Annotated in this window: 15 protein-coding genes and 1 pseudogene; 7 read left to right on the plus strand and 9 right to left on the minus strand. The window is 57.1% G+C overall.

Translation table 11 applies throughout. The features are described 5' to 3' along the window. Nucleotides 1–94: 94 nt before the first annotated feature. From P3T20_RS23180 to P3T20_RS23205, 6 genes and pseudogenes are all read right to left on the minus strand, one after another. Nucleotides 95–832, minus strand: coding sequence for a hypothetical protein (locus P3T20_RS23180; RefSeq protein WP_429287967.1), 738 nt, complete (start codon nt 830–832; stop codon nt 95–97). An 889-nt stretch (nt 833–1,721) separates the two neighbouring features. Beyond that, on the minus strand, nt 1,722–2,090 hold the full coding sequence (locus P3T20_RS23185) for a GNAT family N-acetyltransferase (protein WP_429287968.1): 369 nt from the start codon (nt 2,088–2,090) through the stop codon (nt 1,722–1,724). 2 nt (nt 2,091–2,092) lie between these two features. Further along, entirely contained in the window at nt 2,093–2,575 is a 483-nt protein-coding gene (locus P3T20_RS23190; protein WP_429287969.1) for a tetratricopeptide repeat protein, read from the minus strand. 236 nt (nt 2,576–2,811) lie between these two features. Beyond that, a pseudogene (locus P3T20_RS23195) lies at nt 2,812–3,174 on the minus strand (integrase); the annotation flags it as partial. A gap of 419 nt (nt 3,175–3,593) precedes the next feature. After that, entirely contained in the window at nt 3,594–4,826 is a 1,233-nt protein-coding gene (locus P3T20_RS23200) for a hypothetical protein (protein ID WP_429287970.1), read from the minus strand. A 101-nt stretch (nt 4,827–4,927) separates the two neighbouring features. Next, nucleotides 4,928–5,473, minus strand: a complete 546-nt coding sequence (locus P3T20_RS23205; RefSeq protein ID WP_429287971.1) for a hypothetical protein — start codon at nt 5,471–5,473, stop codon at nt 4,928–4,930. 935 nt (nt 5,474–6,408) lie between these two features. On the opposite strand from P3T20_RS23205, the gene P3T20_RS23210 reads away from it, so the two are divergent. Together P3T20_RS23210 and P3T20_RS23215 are read left to right on the plus strand one after the other, a co-directional pair. After that, nucleotides 6,409–7,176, plus strand: coding sequence for an SAM-dependent methyltransferase (locus tag P3T20_RS23210; RefSeq protein ID WP_429287972.1), 768 nt, complete (start codon nt 6,409–6,411; stop codon nt 7,174–7,176). Nucleotides 7,177–7,463: 287 nt separating this feature from the next. Further along, nucleotides 7,464–7,865 carry a GFA family protein gene (locus P3T20_RS23215; RefSeq protein ID WP_429287973.1) on the plus strand — a complete coding sequence of 134 codons (402 nt, stop codon included), beginning with the start codon at nt 7,464–7,466 and terminating at the stop codon, nt 7,863–7,865. Between the two features lie 96 nt (nt 7,866–7,961). On the opposite strand, the gene P3T20_RS23220 is transcribed toward P3T20_RS23215, so the two are convergent. Next, the gene (locus P3T20_RS23220; protein ID WP_429287974.1) at nt 7,962–8,504 is read right to left on the minus strand and encodes a GNAT family N-acetyltransferase; all 543 of its coding nucleotides are present in this window, start codon (nt 8,502–8,504) and stop codon (nt 7,962–7,964) included. A 206-nt stretch (nt 8,505–8,710) separates the two neighbouring features. Further along, nucleotides 8,711–9,103: a lysozyme inhibitor LprI family protein gene (locus P3T20_RS23225; protein ID WP_429287975.1), complete on the minus strand. Its 393-nt coding sequence runs from the start codon at nt 9,101–9,103 to the stop codon at nt 8,711–8,713. Nucleotides 9,104–9,521: 418 nt separating this feature from the next. On the opposite strand from P3T20_RS23225, the gene P3T20_RS23230 reads away from it, so the two are divergent. The 5 genes from P3T20_RS23230 (at nt 9,522) to P3T20_RS23250 (ending at nt 14,410) form a co-directional block, all read left to right on the plus strand. Continuing rightward, on the plus strand, nt 9,522–10,196 hold the full coding sequence (locus tag P3T20_RS23230; protein ID WP_429287976.1) for a peroxiredoxin-like family protein: 675 nt from the start codon (nt 9,522–9,524) through the stop codon (nt 10,194–10,196). Between the two features lie 79 nt (nt 10,197–10,275). Next, nucleotides 10,276–10,998, plus strand: coding sequence for an SDR family oxidoreductase (locus P3T20_RS23235; protein ID WP_429287977.1), 723 nt, complete (start codon nt 10,276–10,278; stop codon nt 10,996–10,998). A 219-nt stretch (nt 10,999–11,217) separates the two neighbouring features. Continuing rightward, nucleotides 11,218–12,321, plus strand: a complete 1,104-nt coding sequence (locus P3T20_RS23240; RefSeq protein WP_429287978.1) for an alkene reductase — start codon at nt 11,218–11,220, stop codon at nt 12,319–12,321. 170 nt (nt 12,322–12,491) lie between these two features. Then, nucleotides 12,492–13,325: a hypothetical protein gene (locus P3T20_RS23245; protein ID WP_429287979.1), complete on the plus strand. Its 834-nt coding sequence runs from the start codon at nt 12,492–12,494 to the stop codon at nt 13,323–13,325. Between the two features lie 527 nt (nt 13,326–13,852). Further along, complete coding sequence (locus P3T20_RS23250) at nt 13,853–14,410, plus strand: c-type cytochrome (RefSeq protein WP_429287980.1); 558 nt, start codon at nt 13,853–13,855, stop codon at nt 14,408–14,410. A 275-nt stretch (nt 14,411–14,685) separates the two neighbouring features. Here the strand turns inward: P3T20_RS23250 and P3T20_RS23255 are convergent, their stop codons facing one another. Next, nucleotides 14,686–15,225, minus strand: a complete 540-nt coding sequence (locus P3T20_RS23255; protein ID WP_429287981.1) for a cytochrome b — start codon at nt 15,223–15,225, stop codon at nt 14,686–14,688. Nucleotides 15,226–15,652: the final 427 nt, after the last annotated feature.

Consider the following 15,652-nt stretch of genomic DNA (forward strand, 5'->3'; position numbering starts at 1 on the left):
GCCAGCCCTGAGCAAAACCGCAGGCATGACTTGGACGTTGAATGCCGATTGTCAACGAACCACGTCTCCGTGTCGACCGACCGCTCATGGCCGACTACTGACCGCGTCCGCACCCTGTCGGCAACCCCAACTCGTGAAGAATTCGACTTTCATATGCCGACCAATCTCTCCCCGAATTTTCAATGGCGAGCTTGGCTAACGGCAGTTCCTGAAACAGGCCGTCAGTGAGTTGACGATAGTCACGGTACAGGGAAATCAGCCCGTCCAGTCCCACGAAGCCCTTGCGCACGCAGTAGGGAGCCGCAAGCTTCCAGTTGACCTGATAATCGATCCATTCGGGCCCCCGTTCTGCGCAGACCGTTCTGACGGCCTCTTCGACATCTTCCTGCCAAAGGTAAAGGACGAACGGATTCAGCGGGGCAATGACCGTTGCCAGCTTCCGTATGTAGCCGAAAATCAGTGCCGTATCGGCCTCCATTAGAAGCAGGTGAGTCAGGTCTCCATGAAAAAGTTGACCGTCCAGTACCGGAATCTCAGCATTTGATTGCGTGTACTCGACGAAGGTGGTCCATCTCGCCAATGCACGGTCCGCGAGATCCTCTGCTGTTGCGTCCCTCCACGGTTCGAACCAGTGTTCGAGTTCGTCCGTCGCGCGCACCGGATGCGGGTCGGTCCTTTCATGGATATATACCGCCGGTCGCCCCGCTTCTTGCAGGTGTTTTGCGATGAACCGCATAGTCGTTGACTTGCCCGATCCCATGATGCCCTCGACGATCACCAGCCGGTGAACATTAGAAGGTTTTGCGATGCAGGATGCCGAAAGACTTGCCATGGTTCGCTCACGGTCGCGGTTCGTTGAAAGATAGCCAGCATCCGAATGTACGGTCCGGATTGTCGACGATTCGCGTGCGGTTGTCGAAGGTCGGCTTCTGGCCGCAGCCCATCGAAGCAATCGGCATACATCGCCTGAAACTTACGGGCCGGTGATCGACTGCACGCGACCCTGAGCAGTCTTTCGACGCGCTCCAAAGCGGTCACTGTTCCGTACGTCGGAATTACTCGCCCTTGCTTTCGGCTGTTTCGTTGAGAATCTGCAGTTGCCAACCTATGGTCGCGTGCATCGGCACCTTCACCCGCCTCGTGAGCTCTTGCAATCCGCTGCTCAACCGCCGTGTGAGATGGAAACGACGTCTAACGAGCACGTTGACCGCAGCCATGCGTGCAGGACCTCGTACCGACCAAGAGAGTGCGACCGGGTTTGTAACGCAGGATCAGAAGAGCGGATCAACTCTTCCGCTGTGGACCGGTTAAAGCACGCCCGCACCCGCGCCTCTGCCTGTGCCACTAGTCGTGGCGGAATATCTTCGGCGGCTCTCGGCGCCCAAGGCTGTTGAACAGGAAAAGCATAATCTGGCCCCCACAAAGCAGAAGATGACGGGGCGGCGACCGCTCCTGGAACAGTTATCGCCAAAGAAATGAGTAAGCAGAATTTTCGCATCGGCGCTTCGTTGTGGTCGCTGTGGCAATCTCCGTCGAACACTCTTCGCGAAGAGAATACCGTTGATCTCTGCTCAGGAGTTTGATGTGTATTCGATGGGCTGCCGCCATCGCGTTAAAGGCAGCGAATGCTCATCCTCCCAACATCGCAAGACTTCACTGGCGAAACGGCGATCGATTGTCGGCCATATAGGCAGCCCCGTCGACTGTCCCCTTGTGGCCGATCACTGCTTCATGCAAACAGCATGGGGCGCGCGACCGCACGCGCCTGCGATGGGCAGCACGCGACCCGCATCTGCTTGTTCAATGCAATGCTTGAGCAGAAACGTACCGATCCCCTTCCCCTGATGCTCGGGCAGGATATACAGCTTTTCCAGGCTCAACGCGTCTAGTTCATCGACCAACGCCATTGCACCAATCGACTCTCCGTCGCACTGAATTACCTGATGAATCTCGGGCCGGAAGCTATCTCTGGTTTCCGGAATCCAGTTGCCCCACGTAAGCTCGGCGTATTTTCGAATGCACGTTTCAGTGGCGGCGGCAAGAAACTCCCAATCCGCCCCGACCGCCGGTCGCAATGAAATACCGTTCATGTCTACGCTTCCCACGTTTTATCTATATCGGCGGCATAGAAAGCGATCGCCTTGCGGTAGCTTCTGACGGCCTTGTCGTCCGATGTCTTGGCAACAACTTTGAGCAACAACTCAACGGATTCCTTTGCCTCCCCGAGGTTGTGGAGAGTCATGGCCAGGAATACCTTCAGTTCGTTTGCATGGGGAAATCTTGACAGACCGTCTAGCAGCGCCTGCTTCGCCTCCACATACTGACCCAGCACGCGATACGTACTTCCGAGGCCGAGAAATGCCTGCCTCAAGAACGGCTTATCCAGATTCCCCTTGATCGCCGCCAGATAGAACGGAACAGCTTCTGCCTCTCGGCCCAAGTAATCATGCACACATGCTGTTTCGAATTGCAGCTGAGCGTCATTGGGCCGATCAGCAGCTAGCTGGACTGCCAGCTCGCGCGCCTTTTCATGTTCACCGCCTTGACGCATTTTGCGCAAAAGTTTGACGCTCATATCTCCAGAACCTTATGGGGATGTATCGAATCCTTAGTGTACTGGTGAATGTCTCTTCCTGGACGATCGCCGTTCGACGTGAACATCGGCGGTCGCCCCAGAACGGTCTTTCAGCTTGCGCTGCCGTCTACTCTATTGCTTGCCGGATAGCCAAAGCGAGCCCCGGAGGATTTTCCCAAGCCATCGAATGTCCTGCGTCTTTCACAATCGCAATATTCACGCCTTCGGCTGACAAACGGAAACAAGAAGTCGCGCGGCGTCAGCATTGCCGCCTTGATCCATGTCCCGATACTGTCGCGGGTCTGCTCTGTGATCTCGAACTGAACCGGCCGTTGAGTTTTCTGCTGCATGATCGTCGTTCGGCTGGCGACAACGTACCCGTGGCAAACGTCGCAAACCCGCAGCTTCGTCAGATCGCACGCGCGCAGTTTGCTGTCGATTGCCAGATTGAACATCGCGAGATCGCGAACTCGCGCCGAAAGTTGGAGGCGGATCCGAATGGCCCAGATTTCCCTGAGCTTCAGCGGAGGCTTCTGCCCCGTCAGCTTGCCCTTGTTCCAAGGTATCCTCGCGGCGATTCCTTCGTCAATCGCTTTCATGACGTTCTCCTTTCAAGTGAAGGGAGAACTAGTCTGAGCCACCTGTCCGCGGGCGCTGTCCGACCCACAAGGGACGGTCGCGATTCTCCGAAGCGGTCATTCGAGTAGCACCTGATGGCTCGGCTTTGCTTGACCAACTTGCTCGCCCACGAAGCTGCCACCGGCGACGCAACGGTGCGGCGGTTTTGCTGGTTACGTCCGCGTGCCGCGCTCGACGGCGCAGCAAACTCGCTGGGTCCGCGCATTCGCACGCAATGTGCCGGGGCGCTCATGCCGTTCTCGTGCGGGAAGTGCGACAGCGTGCCGCCGGCAGGGGCGAAATTCTATAGTCGACGCAGCAACCCGGTCAGCTGATTGTCTACGGACGACGCGGTTGATGTCAGTTCAACCGACCCTCGAGCGACCGGTTCAGAAGCCCGCTACTGCCTCGAATAGATGAAGAATTGCTCGTTGAACCCACCGCTGGACTCGTCTTTCGACACCTCGATGTCCATCACGGTTCCTTGGTCTGATATTGGCGAGGGGCTGCTCCAGAAATCGATGAACTGATTACCCGCATTGGTCCCGCTTACGTTTAAGACGGGCACGCTTAGTTCTGTATCGACACCGAAAACTGGACCTTGCTGTACGGAGACGATATTGGCCGTGACTGAGTATGTTCCTTCCTTCAAATCCGAGCAGGACGGTTTGAATACGGTCATGTTTGCACCATTTCCGAGAGGCGTCGTCGTAGTACTGCCGTCCGGTGCCGTCACCGTGTAGCTCGCCGTACCAGCTCCAGTCGTGGCAACTATCTGCATCGGACCTTCCGGGTTCTCTTGCCCGAAAGATTGCGCGGCGGAAGCGGCTTGCGTAGCCAACGTCAGGACCTGTCCTTCCAGGCCGTTGAGACTTTTGTTCAGGTAGACCTTAACGAAGCTATGACCTATCGGGTCCGACGCGTATATGTTTGGGCCCGCGTCCCAGTTGGCGGTAGCTGGTTGAAGTGTCCCGGTTACCAAAGCAAGTGCACGAGCAGCCAGATTTATAACGATGTCCTGACTGGCCGTCACATATTTTCCAGTGTCCGCTCGTGCGGCTGGGGTCGCGACATTTACGACCTGGAACTGCTGTGCAATGTTGAATCCGGACGGATTGTAGACATTGGCTCCTTGTATTTGCGTTTCGGCGTAGAGCGCTTGAGCGAACATGTTGCCTTCGGAATGCGCCACCAATACGACCTTAATGCCGATTGCCGCCTGATTGATGACGGTGTCTGTAGCGGTTTTCAAGGTTTGAGCAGCTGCGCTGTCCAGGCCGTTGGTCACCGCGTTAGCCGTCGCCGCTGCCAACGAGTTCTGGATGTTCGTTTGGTCGGCAGCAGTCAACGTCGAAGAGTTGCCCAGCATGAAGTTGAATGCGTTCTCCATGAACGATAGCAACCCGGACAACCCTTCCGCCACCTTCTGCGCCAAAAGCTTGCGCCCGATGTCAAGGAACAGACCTTCCGACGGGTTGTAGATGCTCTCTACTTCGTTGTAGTGTCCTATTCCTTCTGCGGCCAAAGCCATAGCGAGGATTTGCGCCTCCGTGCCTTCGGTTTCCGCGTCCGGCGCCATGATGCCGTTGATGTAGTAAAACTTGGGCGCCGTGGTGCACACCAGGGCCGACATGCTTGGCACTGCGGGTCGGACAAACGTCGCTTGCGCCGTCGTAGAGACGAGAGCACTGACTATCAGGAACGTTGCGACCAATCGATGGAATCTTGACCGCATCAGCGCGCGCCTCCGACAATGGAGGCGCATTTTGTGGGGTCGAACGGCAAGACCCCAGCGGTTGTCGCTTTCGCCGCGTATTTCTGTCGCGCAGCCATCCGTGCATCCGTGTTGAATGTACGAGCGTAAATCGCGTGCTCAGCGGTTATGAGCGCCTGTGCATTCGAAAGCCCCGCGTTGCGCGCCGCACACCCGCCAATTTGGGCCTCCTGCTCAATCATTGGAGTGGTGTCCGACATCGCCTGCGCCGCAGTTGAGAGCGAAGCCTGGTAGGCCTGTGCTGCAAGCTCGGCACCGACTTTAACAGTGGGAACCGCAGAGTAACTGTCGCTGATGAGTTGCGCAACGTCATCGCGGTAGCCTCGACCAGCGGAATCGATACCCTGAACCGTTGCCGCATTGCCATTGGGAACATAAGTCCCTGAAGCTGCTGGAGTTGCCGGAGAGGTAGAGCTACCTGAACCTGAGGCCGTCACGCCGCCTCCGCACGCAGTGAGAGCAACGGTGGCGAAGACAGCAATCGAGACTAGTTTGGATGTCAGCATTTAATATTTCTCTTAACTTAATGCACTATTCGCGCGATGCGCTGTCCTGCGCGTTTTATACCCACCGCTGACCGGCGGCAGAAACGGTTCTGCAACAGGACTGGAACAGAAGGCAACTGGTAATCGCGTAGGAGGTCATCCATTCGTCGTCAGCATCCGCAGGTCGCCAATGATCGACGGCGACCTTAACGTCACGTCGAGGATGACGAGGATGGCTAAAATTTTGACCACGCCGGCCCGATACAAAACGCTCTTGCAGGCACTTTCTTAAATCACAGGTTATTGCCAGCCAGTGCAGATTTCAGCGAACCTTCGTCAAATGGCTCAAACGAGTGTAAGTGGTCCTTCTATTCGAAAATTTTCCCTCGTCAGGTTGGTTTTTGTAGATGATGATTTCGGCTTGCTGCTCTTATATCTGGTTAGTGACGGCACATTTTTGTAAAAACTTTAGAGATATCTCTTTATATTTTCTTTCAAAATATCTTCAATTGTGCGTTTTACTCGCTGCTCGTTATGAGGTCGGCATAAATCAGCCCCGGTGAAGACAGAACGCTAGTCAACATTGCAGCACGGTCACCAAGCGTTGATAGCGGCATATTGCGTTGATTTACCGGGTAGCAGTTACAGTTCGCGAAGTTATCGATCGTCGAAGATCTAGGTAACGATGCGAAATGTCCCTCACTGGCCGCGTGCAGCCTCATGCAAACCGCATAGACCGCCCGAATCTCTCACGGTCGCTATCGACAGCACGCGACCCGAACCGGCCATCCGCTAACGCCCAGAGCGGACGGTCCCAAGCGTAAAAATTGCAGCCGTTCGCGAATCTGTGTAAGCTTGCTGCGCTGTATAACGACAATATTTGGGAGGTTCGTGTATGAAAGCTCTTTGTGAATCGATGTTGAAAAAAACCATCAATACCCTTTCGCAAGAGAACCATGACCAACACGAACTACGACTCTTTCCGTTTTTCCACGATTGCACACAGTAACCACCGTTACCTGAGCCCGCTGTCGCGGAATAAAGCTCATGAACTCCTTCGCAGTTTCGTCGCGAATCTCTCCGCAGATGACATCGTGCTGGACGCCGGTTGTGGCAAAGCAGCGCTATTGCGAGATGTGCTGCACATGTCGCAGGCACGTGGTGTCGGCGTCGATACCAATCAGAGCTTCTTAGTCGAGGCGCGAGCTGCGTTTCGGCAGGACTTTCCAAACGACTCGCGGCTGAGCTTGATCAACGCTCCCTTACTGGAGCACACTCGGCCCGAAGGCGGATACGCCGCAATCCTTTGCGTCGGATCTACGCACGCATTCGGTTCGTTCGAAGAATGCCTGCGCGTCGCCTTCGACTGGCTGAAACCCAATGGCCGTTTGCTCGTCGCCGACGGGTATTGGAAGCGGCCACCCTCGCAAGGCTATCTAGATGCAATTAGCGGAACAGCCGACGAGTTCGTTTCTCACGTGGAAAACGCCCAGCGCGCCAGTGCGTTGGGCTACAACCTGCTGCGAACCGCAACCAGCAGCGATGATGAGTGGGATGAATACGAAGGCAGGTACTGCGACGCGATGATGCAATACTTGGCGGCGAATCCGGATGATCCCGATGCGGAGAAGTTCTTAAAGCGAATGCAAGATTGGCACAGCACATATTTGCAGTGGGGGCGAGCAACGCTCGGCTTTGGCTACTATTTGCTTTCGCGCGTCTGACACTTACGGGCTAAGGCTCCTCGGTCGCGCAGTCTTTCGCGGCCGAGGTAAGTGACCGATTCTGGCCGAAGAGCGTCTCATGTGACTGGCATAACGTGCCCTACGACGAGCTCTAGGCTTTTCGGGAAGCGGGCATTCGTAACGCAAAATCGATTTTTTGAAGAGGTAAGATCACGCGCTTCTCAGTAGGTGCCCACACACGACTGAGACCGAGGTTTTTATACCGGATTACGCCGAAGCGTTGACACCAGATGTGTACAACACCGAGTTGAGGGAGCGCGAATAGGATGCTCGAAACGAACCGAACTGCCAGTTGCGCTTGTGGCCAACTCACAGCCACGACATCGGGTGCCCCGGTCGGCGTTTCCGTTTGCCACTGCCTCGATTGCCAACGCAGAACCGGTAGCGTGTTCGCTGCACAGGCTCGATTTCCCGCAGGGTCGGTGACCATTACCGGTACCTCAAACACGTTCGTTCGGGTTGGTGACGGCGGAAGCAAGAGCACGTTCCATTTCTGCCCCACATGTGGTTCCAGGGTGTATTACACCAATGAGGAACGCGAAAACAGCATCATCATCACCGTCGGGGCATTCGCAGACCCGACGTTTCCTGCCCCGACCTTCTCCGTGTACGAAGAACGCATGCACTCCTGGGTTGAAATGCCCCCGGACATCGAGCACATGGATTAGCCAGCGACAGCAGTCGCATTAGCTACCCGAGTTGCATTGTCGACGATTCGGCCGCTCGCATTGACCGTCTCTTGTTGGCCGAACCTCGCCGCCACCCTATATCTTTCGCTCCTGGCCGAACGTTGATTGGTTAGGTATTTGGTAGATCACGGACATGTATTTCGTTGTCTCGCGCCGGTCCACGATAACACCGCCGAGAGATTCGGCGATACGGCGGCTCGAATAGTTTTGTTCGGCTACCGGATAAGTGAAGCTTTCGATGCCAAGGGCCAAGCTTGCCCACCTCGCAACAAGACCCACAGCTTCACGGCCAAAGCGTTGCTTGTGAAAGTCTTCCCGAATCCAAATGCCTAATTCCGCGCTCGCGTTCCGAACACGATGGAGTCCGGCCAATCCAAGGAAATTCCCGTCATCCCGTTGACGGACTGCAAACACAAAGTCCGTCCCTTCCGCTATTGTAGGCAACCAACCAAGCCAGACGCGATCGAAGTCGCCTCTGGTGGCGGGCGGCTCCCACGACATGAAACGAGTAAGTGAAGGCGTAATGCAGCGAAAGCTGGCTTCAGCATCGTCGGCCGAGAACGGCCGAATCGAAAGCCGCTCTGATTCAATGTTGATTTCTTCCGAGCGTAGCGGCATTTTCCCCCCTGTTTACCTGCCGGTGTCGTCGGATTGTCGACGATGTACGTCTCTCTGTCGAATGCCCCTTAGTGGCCGCTCCCTGCCTGACGCAGTCGGCCCAGGTCGACCCGGAAGGTCACGCGATGTACTCCAAAGGAGACGCTCGTCAGCCCGTTTGATGCTCCGCGCGCATACGATTATGCGATGTTAGCCCTGCGAGTAGTTCACTCCGCAGGCGTCGGGCACTCACCGTCACCGGCGTGACAGTGCGACAACCGCTCCAATTCCCGGATCCTGGTTTGCGTCATTTCTCGGGCGCAAATCGAAAGCCATTGGCCATACGACGTCCCGCTTTCACTTCCACTTGCGGCAAACCGACAAGCTGAGTCGCGGTAGGCTAGCCACGCGGTCTCGGTTTTCTCGAGCAAGTCACGTTGATGGTCAGTTAGCTGTGTAGTGAGGTGTTTGTAAACGCTCTGCAGAGCAAGGTCTTGTTGCTGAGCTTGCTTGAACGCGCATTCGTTCATGCTTCTCTGATCCAAAGCTTCGTCGCACTGTGAGGCGAACGTGGGCGGCGCAGCGACAGCCAGGAGGAACACAATTAGTAAGCTTTTCATGGGCCACCGGTCAGCGTAAGGAAAAACCGTTTTCTGCAATATCGGCTAAATCCAAGCGCCCTTTAACCCCAACCGGGGTGTTTGCTTTTCGGTTGTCGACGATTCAGACGGATATGGCGGACGACCGCTTGTGGCCGCACTGGGCCCAATCGTGATTGGCTCACCTCGACCCGAGCGGCCGATGGCATCTCAAGGTCCAATGTCTGCTGATACCCGCAGACCGGACGTCGCCCAGGTCACGCGCGTTGACGAGCGCCGCGCGGCCACTTGCCCACGCCGCCGCTCTGTTCTTTTGGTCATCCCCCATGCCCAGCAGGAATGACAGTTATGCATGCATGCTGTCTTCTCCGCGGGTTTGCATTGACTGACTATTCCAACCACGCAATGTGCGTTAAACCTCATCAGGAAAGGAATTGTCATGTCACTTCAAGCCAGGCTCGACGCATTCAAGACCGATTTCAAAGGCGGAAAGGCCCCGTACTTTGCACCGCCGGAAATCCATCCGATCATGGAACGTGCGACAGCCGAACTCGCGGCGTCCGGTCAGGCTGCACGCGCTCTGAAAGCAGGCGACGTCGCGCCGGAATTTACCCTCAATGATCCGGATGGCAAACCCGTGTCGTCTGTCGAACTGCTGAAGCAGGGACCGATCGTGATCAGTTTCTACCGTGGCGTATGGTGCCCGTATTGCAATCTTGAACTGACGGCCCTTGAAGAAGCGCTACCATCGTTCAAGGCCGAAGGTGCCAGCCTGATCGCGATCTCGCCGCAGAATGCCGTGAACAGCCGCAAGTCCGTCCGTGCCAATAAGCTGAGCTTCCCGATCCTGAGCGACACGCACAACGATGTGGCAGCCGCATTCGGCATCCGCTTTGCTTTGCCCGACTATCTCGTGGATCTGTACAAGAACCTCAAGAACGATCTACCGGCGTTCAACGGCGACGATAGTTGGACGTTGCCAATGCCGGCGCGCTACGTGGTCGGGCAAGACGGAACGATCGTGTACTCCGAAGTCAACCCGGACTATACGCGCCGTCCGGAGCCTCAGGATATGTTGCCGGTTCTCCGCAAGAAGCTTGATTCGGTATCCTGAATCGGTCCTGCTTTGTTCCCGGCCGTAAGCCGCCGGGAACGATTGAACAGGCAAACCGTTACATCAACATCGAGGCAAGATGAAATCACGCACTTTTCTTGTAACCGGTGCCAGCAAAGGCATCGGCAGAGCCGTCGCGGCGCGGCTGAACGCAGACGGGCACCGGGTAGTGGGACTGGCGCGTCAGGCAGACGACCCTGCCTTCCCAGGAACACTCGTGTCTGTCGACCTCTCCGACCGCGTGAAAACGCAGGCTGTGCTCGATAGTCTTGTGGCGAAATACAAGTTCGACGGCCTGGTCAATAACGTTGGCCTCGTCAAACCGCAGAGGCTGGGCGCCATCGATCTGCACACGCTTGACTCCGTCATGTCGCTCAATCTGCATCCAGCTATACAGGCGGCGCAAGCTCTGCTGCCCCATATGAGCGCCCAAGGCTGGGGCCGAATCGTCAACATAACGAGCCTCACTGTCCTTGGCATCGTGGAACGTACGGCTTATGCGGCCGCCAAGTCCGCCCTGGTGAGTTTTGCGCGCTCCTGGGCGCTTGAGCTGGCGACCACCGGCATCACGGTCAATTCCGTCGCACCCGGCCCCACGGAAACCGAACTGTTTAGAGCCAACAACGCGCCAGGAAGCGAAGGAGAGCAGCGGTATCTTGCTGCCGTCCCAATGAAACGCTTCGGCAAGCCAGACGAGATTGCCGCAGCCATCACTTTTTTGCTGTCCGACGATGCTGCTTTCATTACGGGTCAAACGTTGTTTGTCGACGGCGGCGCCTCGATCGGCAAGGCTTCAATCTGAGGGCCGAATATCTCCTCGGTCCAGGCGACGAAAGCGCGCGCCTTTGCACTGACCATGCACCCACTGGGCAAAACCGCTGTCTGGCGAACCGCTACCAGGAGAGGTCTGACCGACAGCAAATCGCCGTTGTGGCTCGCTGCCGCAGTTGCAAGAGCCATCGAACGTGTTACCGCACTCGTGCCGCAAGCCGGTGCTAGCTGATCCGCAAGGAGTAACTTCATGAGCAAGTTGTTTTCAGCCGTCAAAGTAGGTCCTTACACGCTTTCCCATCGCGTCGCGATGGCGCCATTGACACGCATGCGTTCGGAGCCCGGCGATGTGCCGGGAGATCTGATGGTTGAGTACTACACGCAGCGCGCAACCGAAGGTGGTCTCATCGTCACGGAGGCAACCCCCGTTTCGGTTCAAGGCTACGGCTACGCAATGGCCCCGGGAATCTACTCCGACGATCAGATTGCAGGGTGGCGCCGCATCACGGATGCCGTGCACGCCAAAGGCGCGCGCATCTTCCTCCAGTTGTGGCACGTAGGCCGTCAGTCTCACCCCGATCTTCAGCCAGGTGGCGCGCCGCCCGTTGCTCCGTCCGCGCTGAAAGCCGAAGGCCATGCGTATTCGGTGAACGGCGAAGTCGAATTCGCGATGCCCCGCGCGCTTGAATTGAACGAAATCCCCGCCATTGTCGAGGACTTCCGCAGGGGTGCCGAGCGGGCACTGCGCGCGGGCTTCGACGGCGTGGAACTGCACGGCGCAAACGGCTACCTGCCGGACCAGTTTCTCCAGGACGGTTCGAATACACGCACCGACGAGTACGGCGGACCGATTGAAAATCGTGCCCGTTTCCTCCTCGAAGTGACGGACGCACTGATTTCGGTGTGGGGAGCGGATCGGGTTGGCGTGCGCATTGCACCAAGTGGCACCTATGGTTCGATGCATGACAGCGACCCAGAAACCACCTTCGGTTACGTGACGGAGCAGTTGGACAAGCGCGGCATCGGCTATCTCCACGTGGTCGAGCCACGTATCAAGGGCACGGAAACGATCGGCGAAGTTCACGATCCGGTCGCGGCGCGCCATCTGCGCCCGAAGTTCACCGGCACGCTAATCGCTGCAGGCGGCTTCACGAAAGAGACTGCGGACGCGATCATCGAAGCGGGCCACGCGGACATCGTCGCGTTTGGCCGCCAATTCATCGCCAATCCCGATCTGCCCGAGCGCCTGCGGTTGAATCTGCCGCTCAACCGGTACGACCGGAGTACTTTTTATGGCGGAAACGCAAGCGGTTACACCGACTACCCGTTCCATGCTGAAACGCAGGCGGCGTAATTCTGCACCCCACCATCCAGACCCGGAAGAGCGGATTCCGGTGCTTGACTCCCTTCACATAAGCACGCCCTGAACGACGCAGCGACCTGCGCCAACGTAGCGCCAGTCGTTGCATTGGCCACTACGGCACGGCAGGGCGAGAGTTTCCAACCTATCTCGCAGGACTCGATATGAGCATTCTGGTTACCAGCGCTTCTGGTTCGAACGGCGATGGATACGGGGCGCTCCTGTCGTTCCGACTCGACGGTACTTTCATTGGTTCGTTCAGCGACGACCCTCGCATCGTCGATCCTCGCGGCATGAGCGTCAGTCCGGATCGGCAGCATCTTTATGTCAATAGCGGAAACGACCGCATCCTTACACTCGACACCAAAGGGACGGTGGTACGCGACACAGGTGCCGTTCCAGGACTGAATGCCGGAGGTGGCCACCTGGGACCCGATGGCCGCTATTACGTTGGACTGCGTAGCGCGCGGACAATTGCCGCGTTTCCCCCCTATCTCGACGGCGCCGCGCAATCCGTACTGCCCGCCGGTGTGGTTCCGTACCCTCGCGGATTCGCCTTCGGCACGGATGGCAAGCTTTTCCTCGCGTCCGGCATCGGTCCGGACGGTGAGGGTGAAAACAACATCGTCGTGTTTGATCAGGACGGTGAACTGCATGCTTCCCGCTTCATTACGGACGACGCAGTGAGTCCATTGGATCTCACGATCGGGCCGAACGGAAACGTGCTTGTGTCCAGCGAGTTTCCCTTCGGAAAACCGGACGCGGTATGTACCGTCCGCGAGTACGACAGTTCAACCGGTAGCCTTGTCCGCGTGTTCCGGGCGGATCGGAAGACGAACTTTCATCGTCCTCGGGGTCTGCGCTTCGACTCCGAGGGATATTTGTTTTGCGTCGCTCAGGACACCGTCATTGCGTTCGACTTCGCCGACGGGCGCTGCCTGGGCCCGATTGTCGATAAGCCAAAGTTGAACGGCCAGGCGATCGCTTTCTTTGCTTGACACACCGATTCGACACGGACGCTATTCATATTCACCGATGTGGCTTTTCGATCGTGAAATGGAGAGCGGCGAGGTTCAGTAACTCCTGCCGGACTGGACGCCGCCCACCATCCCCATCGTTCTCTCCCTCGCTGGCTTGGACGGTTTGTGGCCGCAATGGCCCCGCGGCGATCGACTCAGAACGACCCACAGGGGATGGTTGACCGAAATTCACGACCGACAGCTTGCCCGCTGGCAAGAGACAGTCGGGCGTCACGTTTGCGCGGTAAATGACGAATCTGTAATCAGCGGGCAAGAGTGCCGTCATTTACCAGATCCAATAATGTCCGCACGGTATCAACGCCAACAGGGCGCCTTCAAGTCCAGTCACCCGGGCCCACCGCCATGTCTGTCGCAGCGCTGGGCAGAGCGTGCGTATTCACCTTGACGTAAAGCGAACTGCGGGGCAGGAAACCGCCGCCTTTTTAAGGCATATCCGTTGTTCGAAATTAGCCGACAGTTATACCGCTTCCAACAGGTGATCAAACATGAGCATTGCTAAAGGCTCCTCTTTTCTTCTCCGCCATCCCACGCTCAGCGCATTTGTCTCGGCCGTTGTCGCGATCGCGGCGGCCGGATTCGGAGTTATGTATTCGGGCCTGTATGATGTATCGGCTGCATCGGGGCACAACCCAATTGTCGCCTGGGCGTTGCATAAGACCTACATGCAGTCGCTGCACCGCCATGCGGCCGGTATCAAGGTGCCGACCGACCTGATGACCGTCGCCAATGTCGAAGCCGGCGCCCGTCTCTATCGGGCAACCTGTGCGGCGTGTCACGGCGCACCGGGGCAAACGCTGAGCCCAATTGGCCAGGGCATTTTTCCGATTGCGCCGGAATTGCTAAGTGCAAGGCGCCGCAACAACCCTCAGATGATGTTTTGGGTGATCAAAAACGGCGTGAAAATGACCGCGATGCCCGCGTTCGGCAAAACGCAAGACGACCAGACCATCTGGGACTTGACAGCGTTCCTCTACAAAGCACGCGGCATTTCTTCTCAAGACTTCGACAAGCTAAGCGCCGGCAAACCGAACACCCAGCCGTAAGCTATTCCTGTTGAATGGGCGGCATCCTTAGCCAGCGCGAGCCCCGCCCCTTCTTTGTATCCGACGTTGCTCGTGGCGTCGCGCGCCCGCTGGCCCCGCTTTCCCTCGCGAACAAAGGTGTCCGCCGCAACCGGTGTTGACTCACAGCGTGGCTGCGTCAGACCTTCTTGAATGTGAGCCTGACAAAGACAGCATTCCTGCCCGCATGAACTGGCCAGCGAGAATCACAAAGGCCTTAACATCTGTGTCCCGCATGTGCCACAACAACGCTGACATTACGGCAACATCCGATGCATGACCTGATCGCGAAGCACAAAGCGGTGAAACAACGCCGCAGCAACATGTACCGCGATCAGTGCAAACAGCACCCACGCCAGGACTCCATGGACGTCCCCCATCGCGCGTCCGAATGCGGAACCTGTCGGGGTCAAGCCGGGGAATGGCACGACGCCTAAAAAATCTACGGTCCAGCCACGTGAAGATGCGTTGATCCATCCCAACACCGGCACGATAACCAGCGCGGCGTAGAGAAGCAGATGGGTGATCCGGGAAGCGGCACTCAATATTGGCGACAATGCGTCGGGCGGAGGCCGATGCGTGAGTCGCCAGATGATTCTTAGCGCCATAGCGGCAACCAGCGTCGCACCGACGCCGAGATGCCACGCGATCAGTCCAACCGGCTTTGTATCGTGATGAACATCAGGCATCGTCCAGCCAATCACGAACTGAATGGTGATCAACACTACGATTGACCAGTGAAGGAGACGCGCTACGCCGTCATAACGTGCTTCAGCCGATCGTAGAAAATCCGCCATGGAGTGGTCGCCTGGTTTTGATTGCGTTCATTGCTCGCCCGTGGATTCAACGGAACCCGCGAACATCGGTTTCGAAGATGCTACCGCTAACACCTGGCCGACTCGAAAGCTTTGCGATCGAACCGGAGATGAAGAACCACAGGCATCCGGACAGAACCGAAACAATCGCGGGCGCGCAAGTCGTCTTGTGACCAGCAGCATGCACGCAATCGCCACCTCCGTTGCTGCGCGAAAGGTCATCCATGTAAGCACGTCTTCGGAAACACGGAACGGGCCGATAGCCAGAAGTGCCGCGGCTTCTATCGCGGTGGCAGCAGTTAACGCTGTCAGGAGACAGGCTCGTAGCATGTCGATCGTGGATGGTGTCATGGCGCAACTCGCCGATGCGGATGAACGTAGATATCGAAGGCACTTTCATTTTCCTTGT

The organism is Paraburkholderia sp. GAS206C, assembly GCF_050435645.1.
GTDB classification, from domain to species: domain Bacteria; phylum Pseudomonadota; class Gammaproteobacteria; order Burkholderiales; family Burkholderiaceae; genus Paraburkholderia; species Paraburkholderia phenazinium_B.

Bases quoted from the DNA above. Each gene is read 5' to 3' on its own strand.
- P3T20_RS23225 (WP_429287975.1), bottom strand. From the start codon at position 9,103: ATGAAAAGCTTACTAATTGTGTTCCTCCTGGCTGTCGCTGCGCCGCCC.
- P3T20_RS23235 (WP_429287977.1), top strand. From the start codon at position 10,276: ATGAAATCACGCACTTTTCTTGTAACCGGTGCCAGCAAAGGCATCGGC.
- P3T20_RS23180 (WP_429287967.1), bottom strand. From the start codon at position 832: ATGGCAAGTCTTTCGGCATCCTGCATCGCAAAACCTTCTAATGTTCAC.
- P3T20_RS23215 (WP_429287973.1), top strand. From the start codon at position 7,464: ATGCTCGAAACGAACCGAACTGCCAGTTGCGCTTGTGGCCAACTCACA.
- P3T20_RS23250 (WP_429287980.1), top strand. From the start codon at position 13,853: ATGAGCATTGCTAAAGGCTCCTCTTTTCTTCTCCGCCATCCCACGCTC.
- P3T20_RS23240 (WP_429287978.1), top strand. From the start codon at position 11,218: ATGAGCAAGTTGTTTTCAGCCGTCAAAGTAGGTCCTTACACGCTTTCC.
- P3T20_RS23220 (WP_429287974.1), bottom strand. From the start codon at position 8,504: ATGCCGCTACGCTCGGAAGAAATCAACATTGAATCAGAGCGGCTTTCG.
- P3T20_RS23190 (WP_429287969.1), bottom strand. From the start codon at position 2,575: ATGAGCGTCAAACTTTTGCGCAAAATGCGTCAAGGCGGTGAACATGAA.
- P3T20_RS23255 (WP_429287981.1), bottom strand. From the start codon at position 15,225: ATGGCGGATTTTCTACGATCGGCTGAAGCACGTTATGACGGCGTAGCG.
- P3T20_RS23185 (WP_429287968.1), bottom strand. From the start codon at position 2,090: ATGAACGGTATTTCATTGCGACCGGCGGTCGGGGCGGATTGGGAGTTT.
- P3T20_RS23200 (WP_429287970.1), bottom strand. From the start codon at position 4,826: ATGTCGGCCCTGGTGTGCACCACGGCGCCCAAGTTTTACTACATCAAC.
- P3T20_RS23230 (WP_429287976.1), top strand. From the start codon at position 9,522: ATGTCACTTCAAGCCAGGCTCGACGCATTCAAGACCGATTTCAAAGGC.
- P3T20_RS23245 (WP_429287979.1), top strand. From the start codon at position 12,492: ATGAGCATTCTGGTTACCAGCGCTTCTGGTTCGAACGGCGATGGATAC.
- P3T20_RS23210 (WP_429287972.1), top strand. From the start codon at position 6,409: ATGACCAACACGAACTACGACTCTTTCCGTTTTTCCACGATTGCACAC.
- P3T20_RS23205 (WP_429287971.1), bottom strand. From the start codon at position 5,473: ATGCTGACATCCAAACTAGTCTCGATTGCTGTCTTCGCCACCGTTGCT.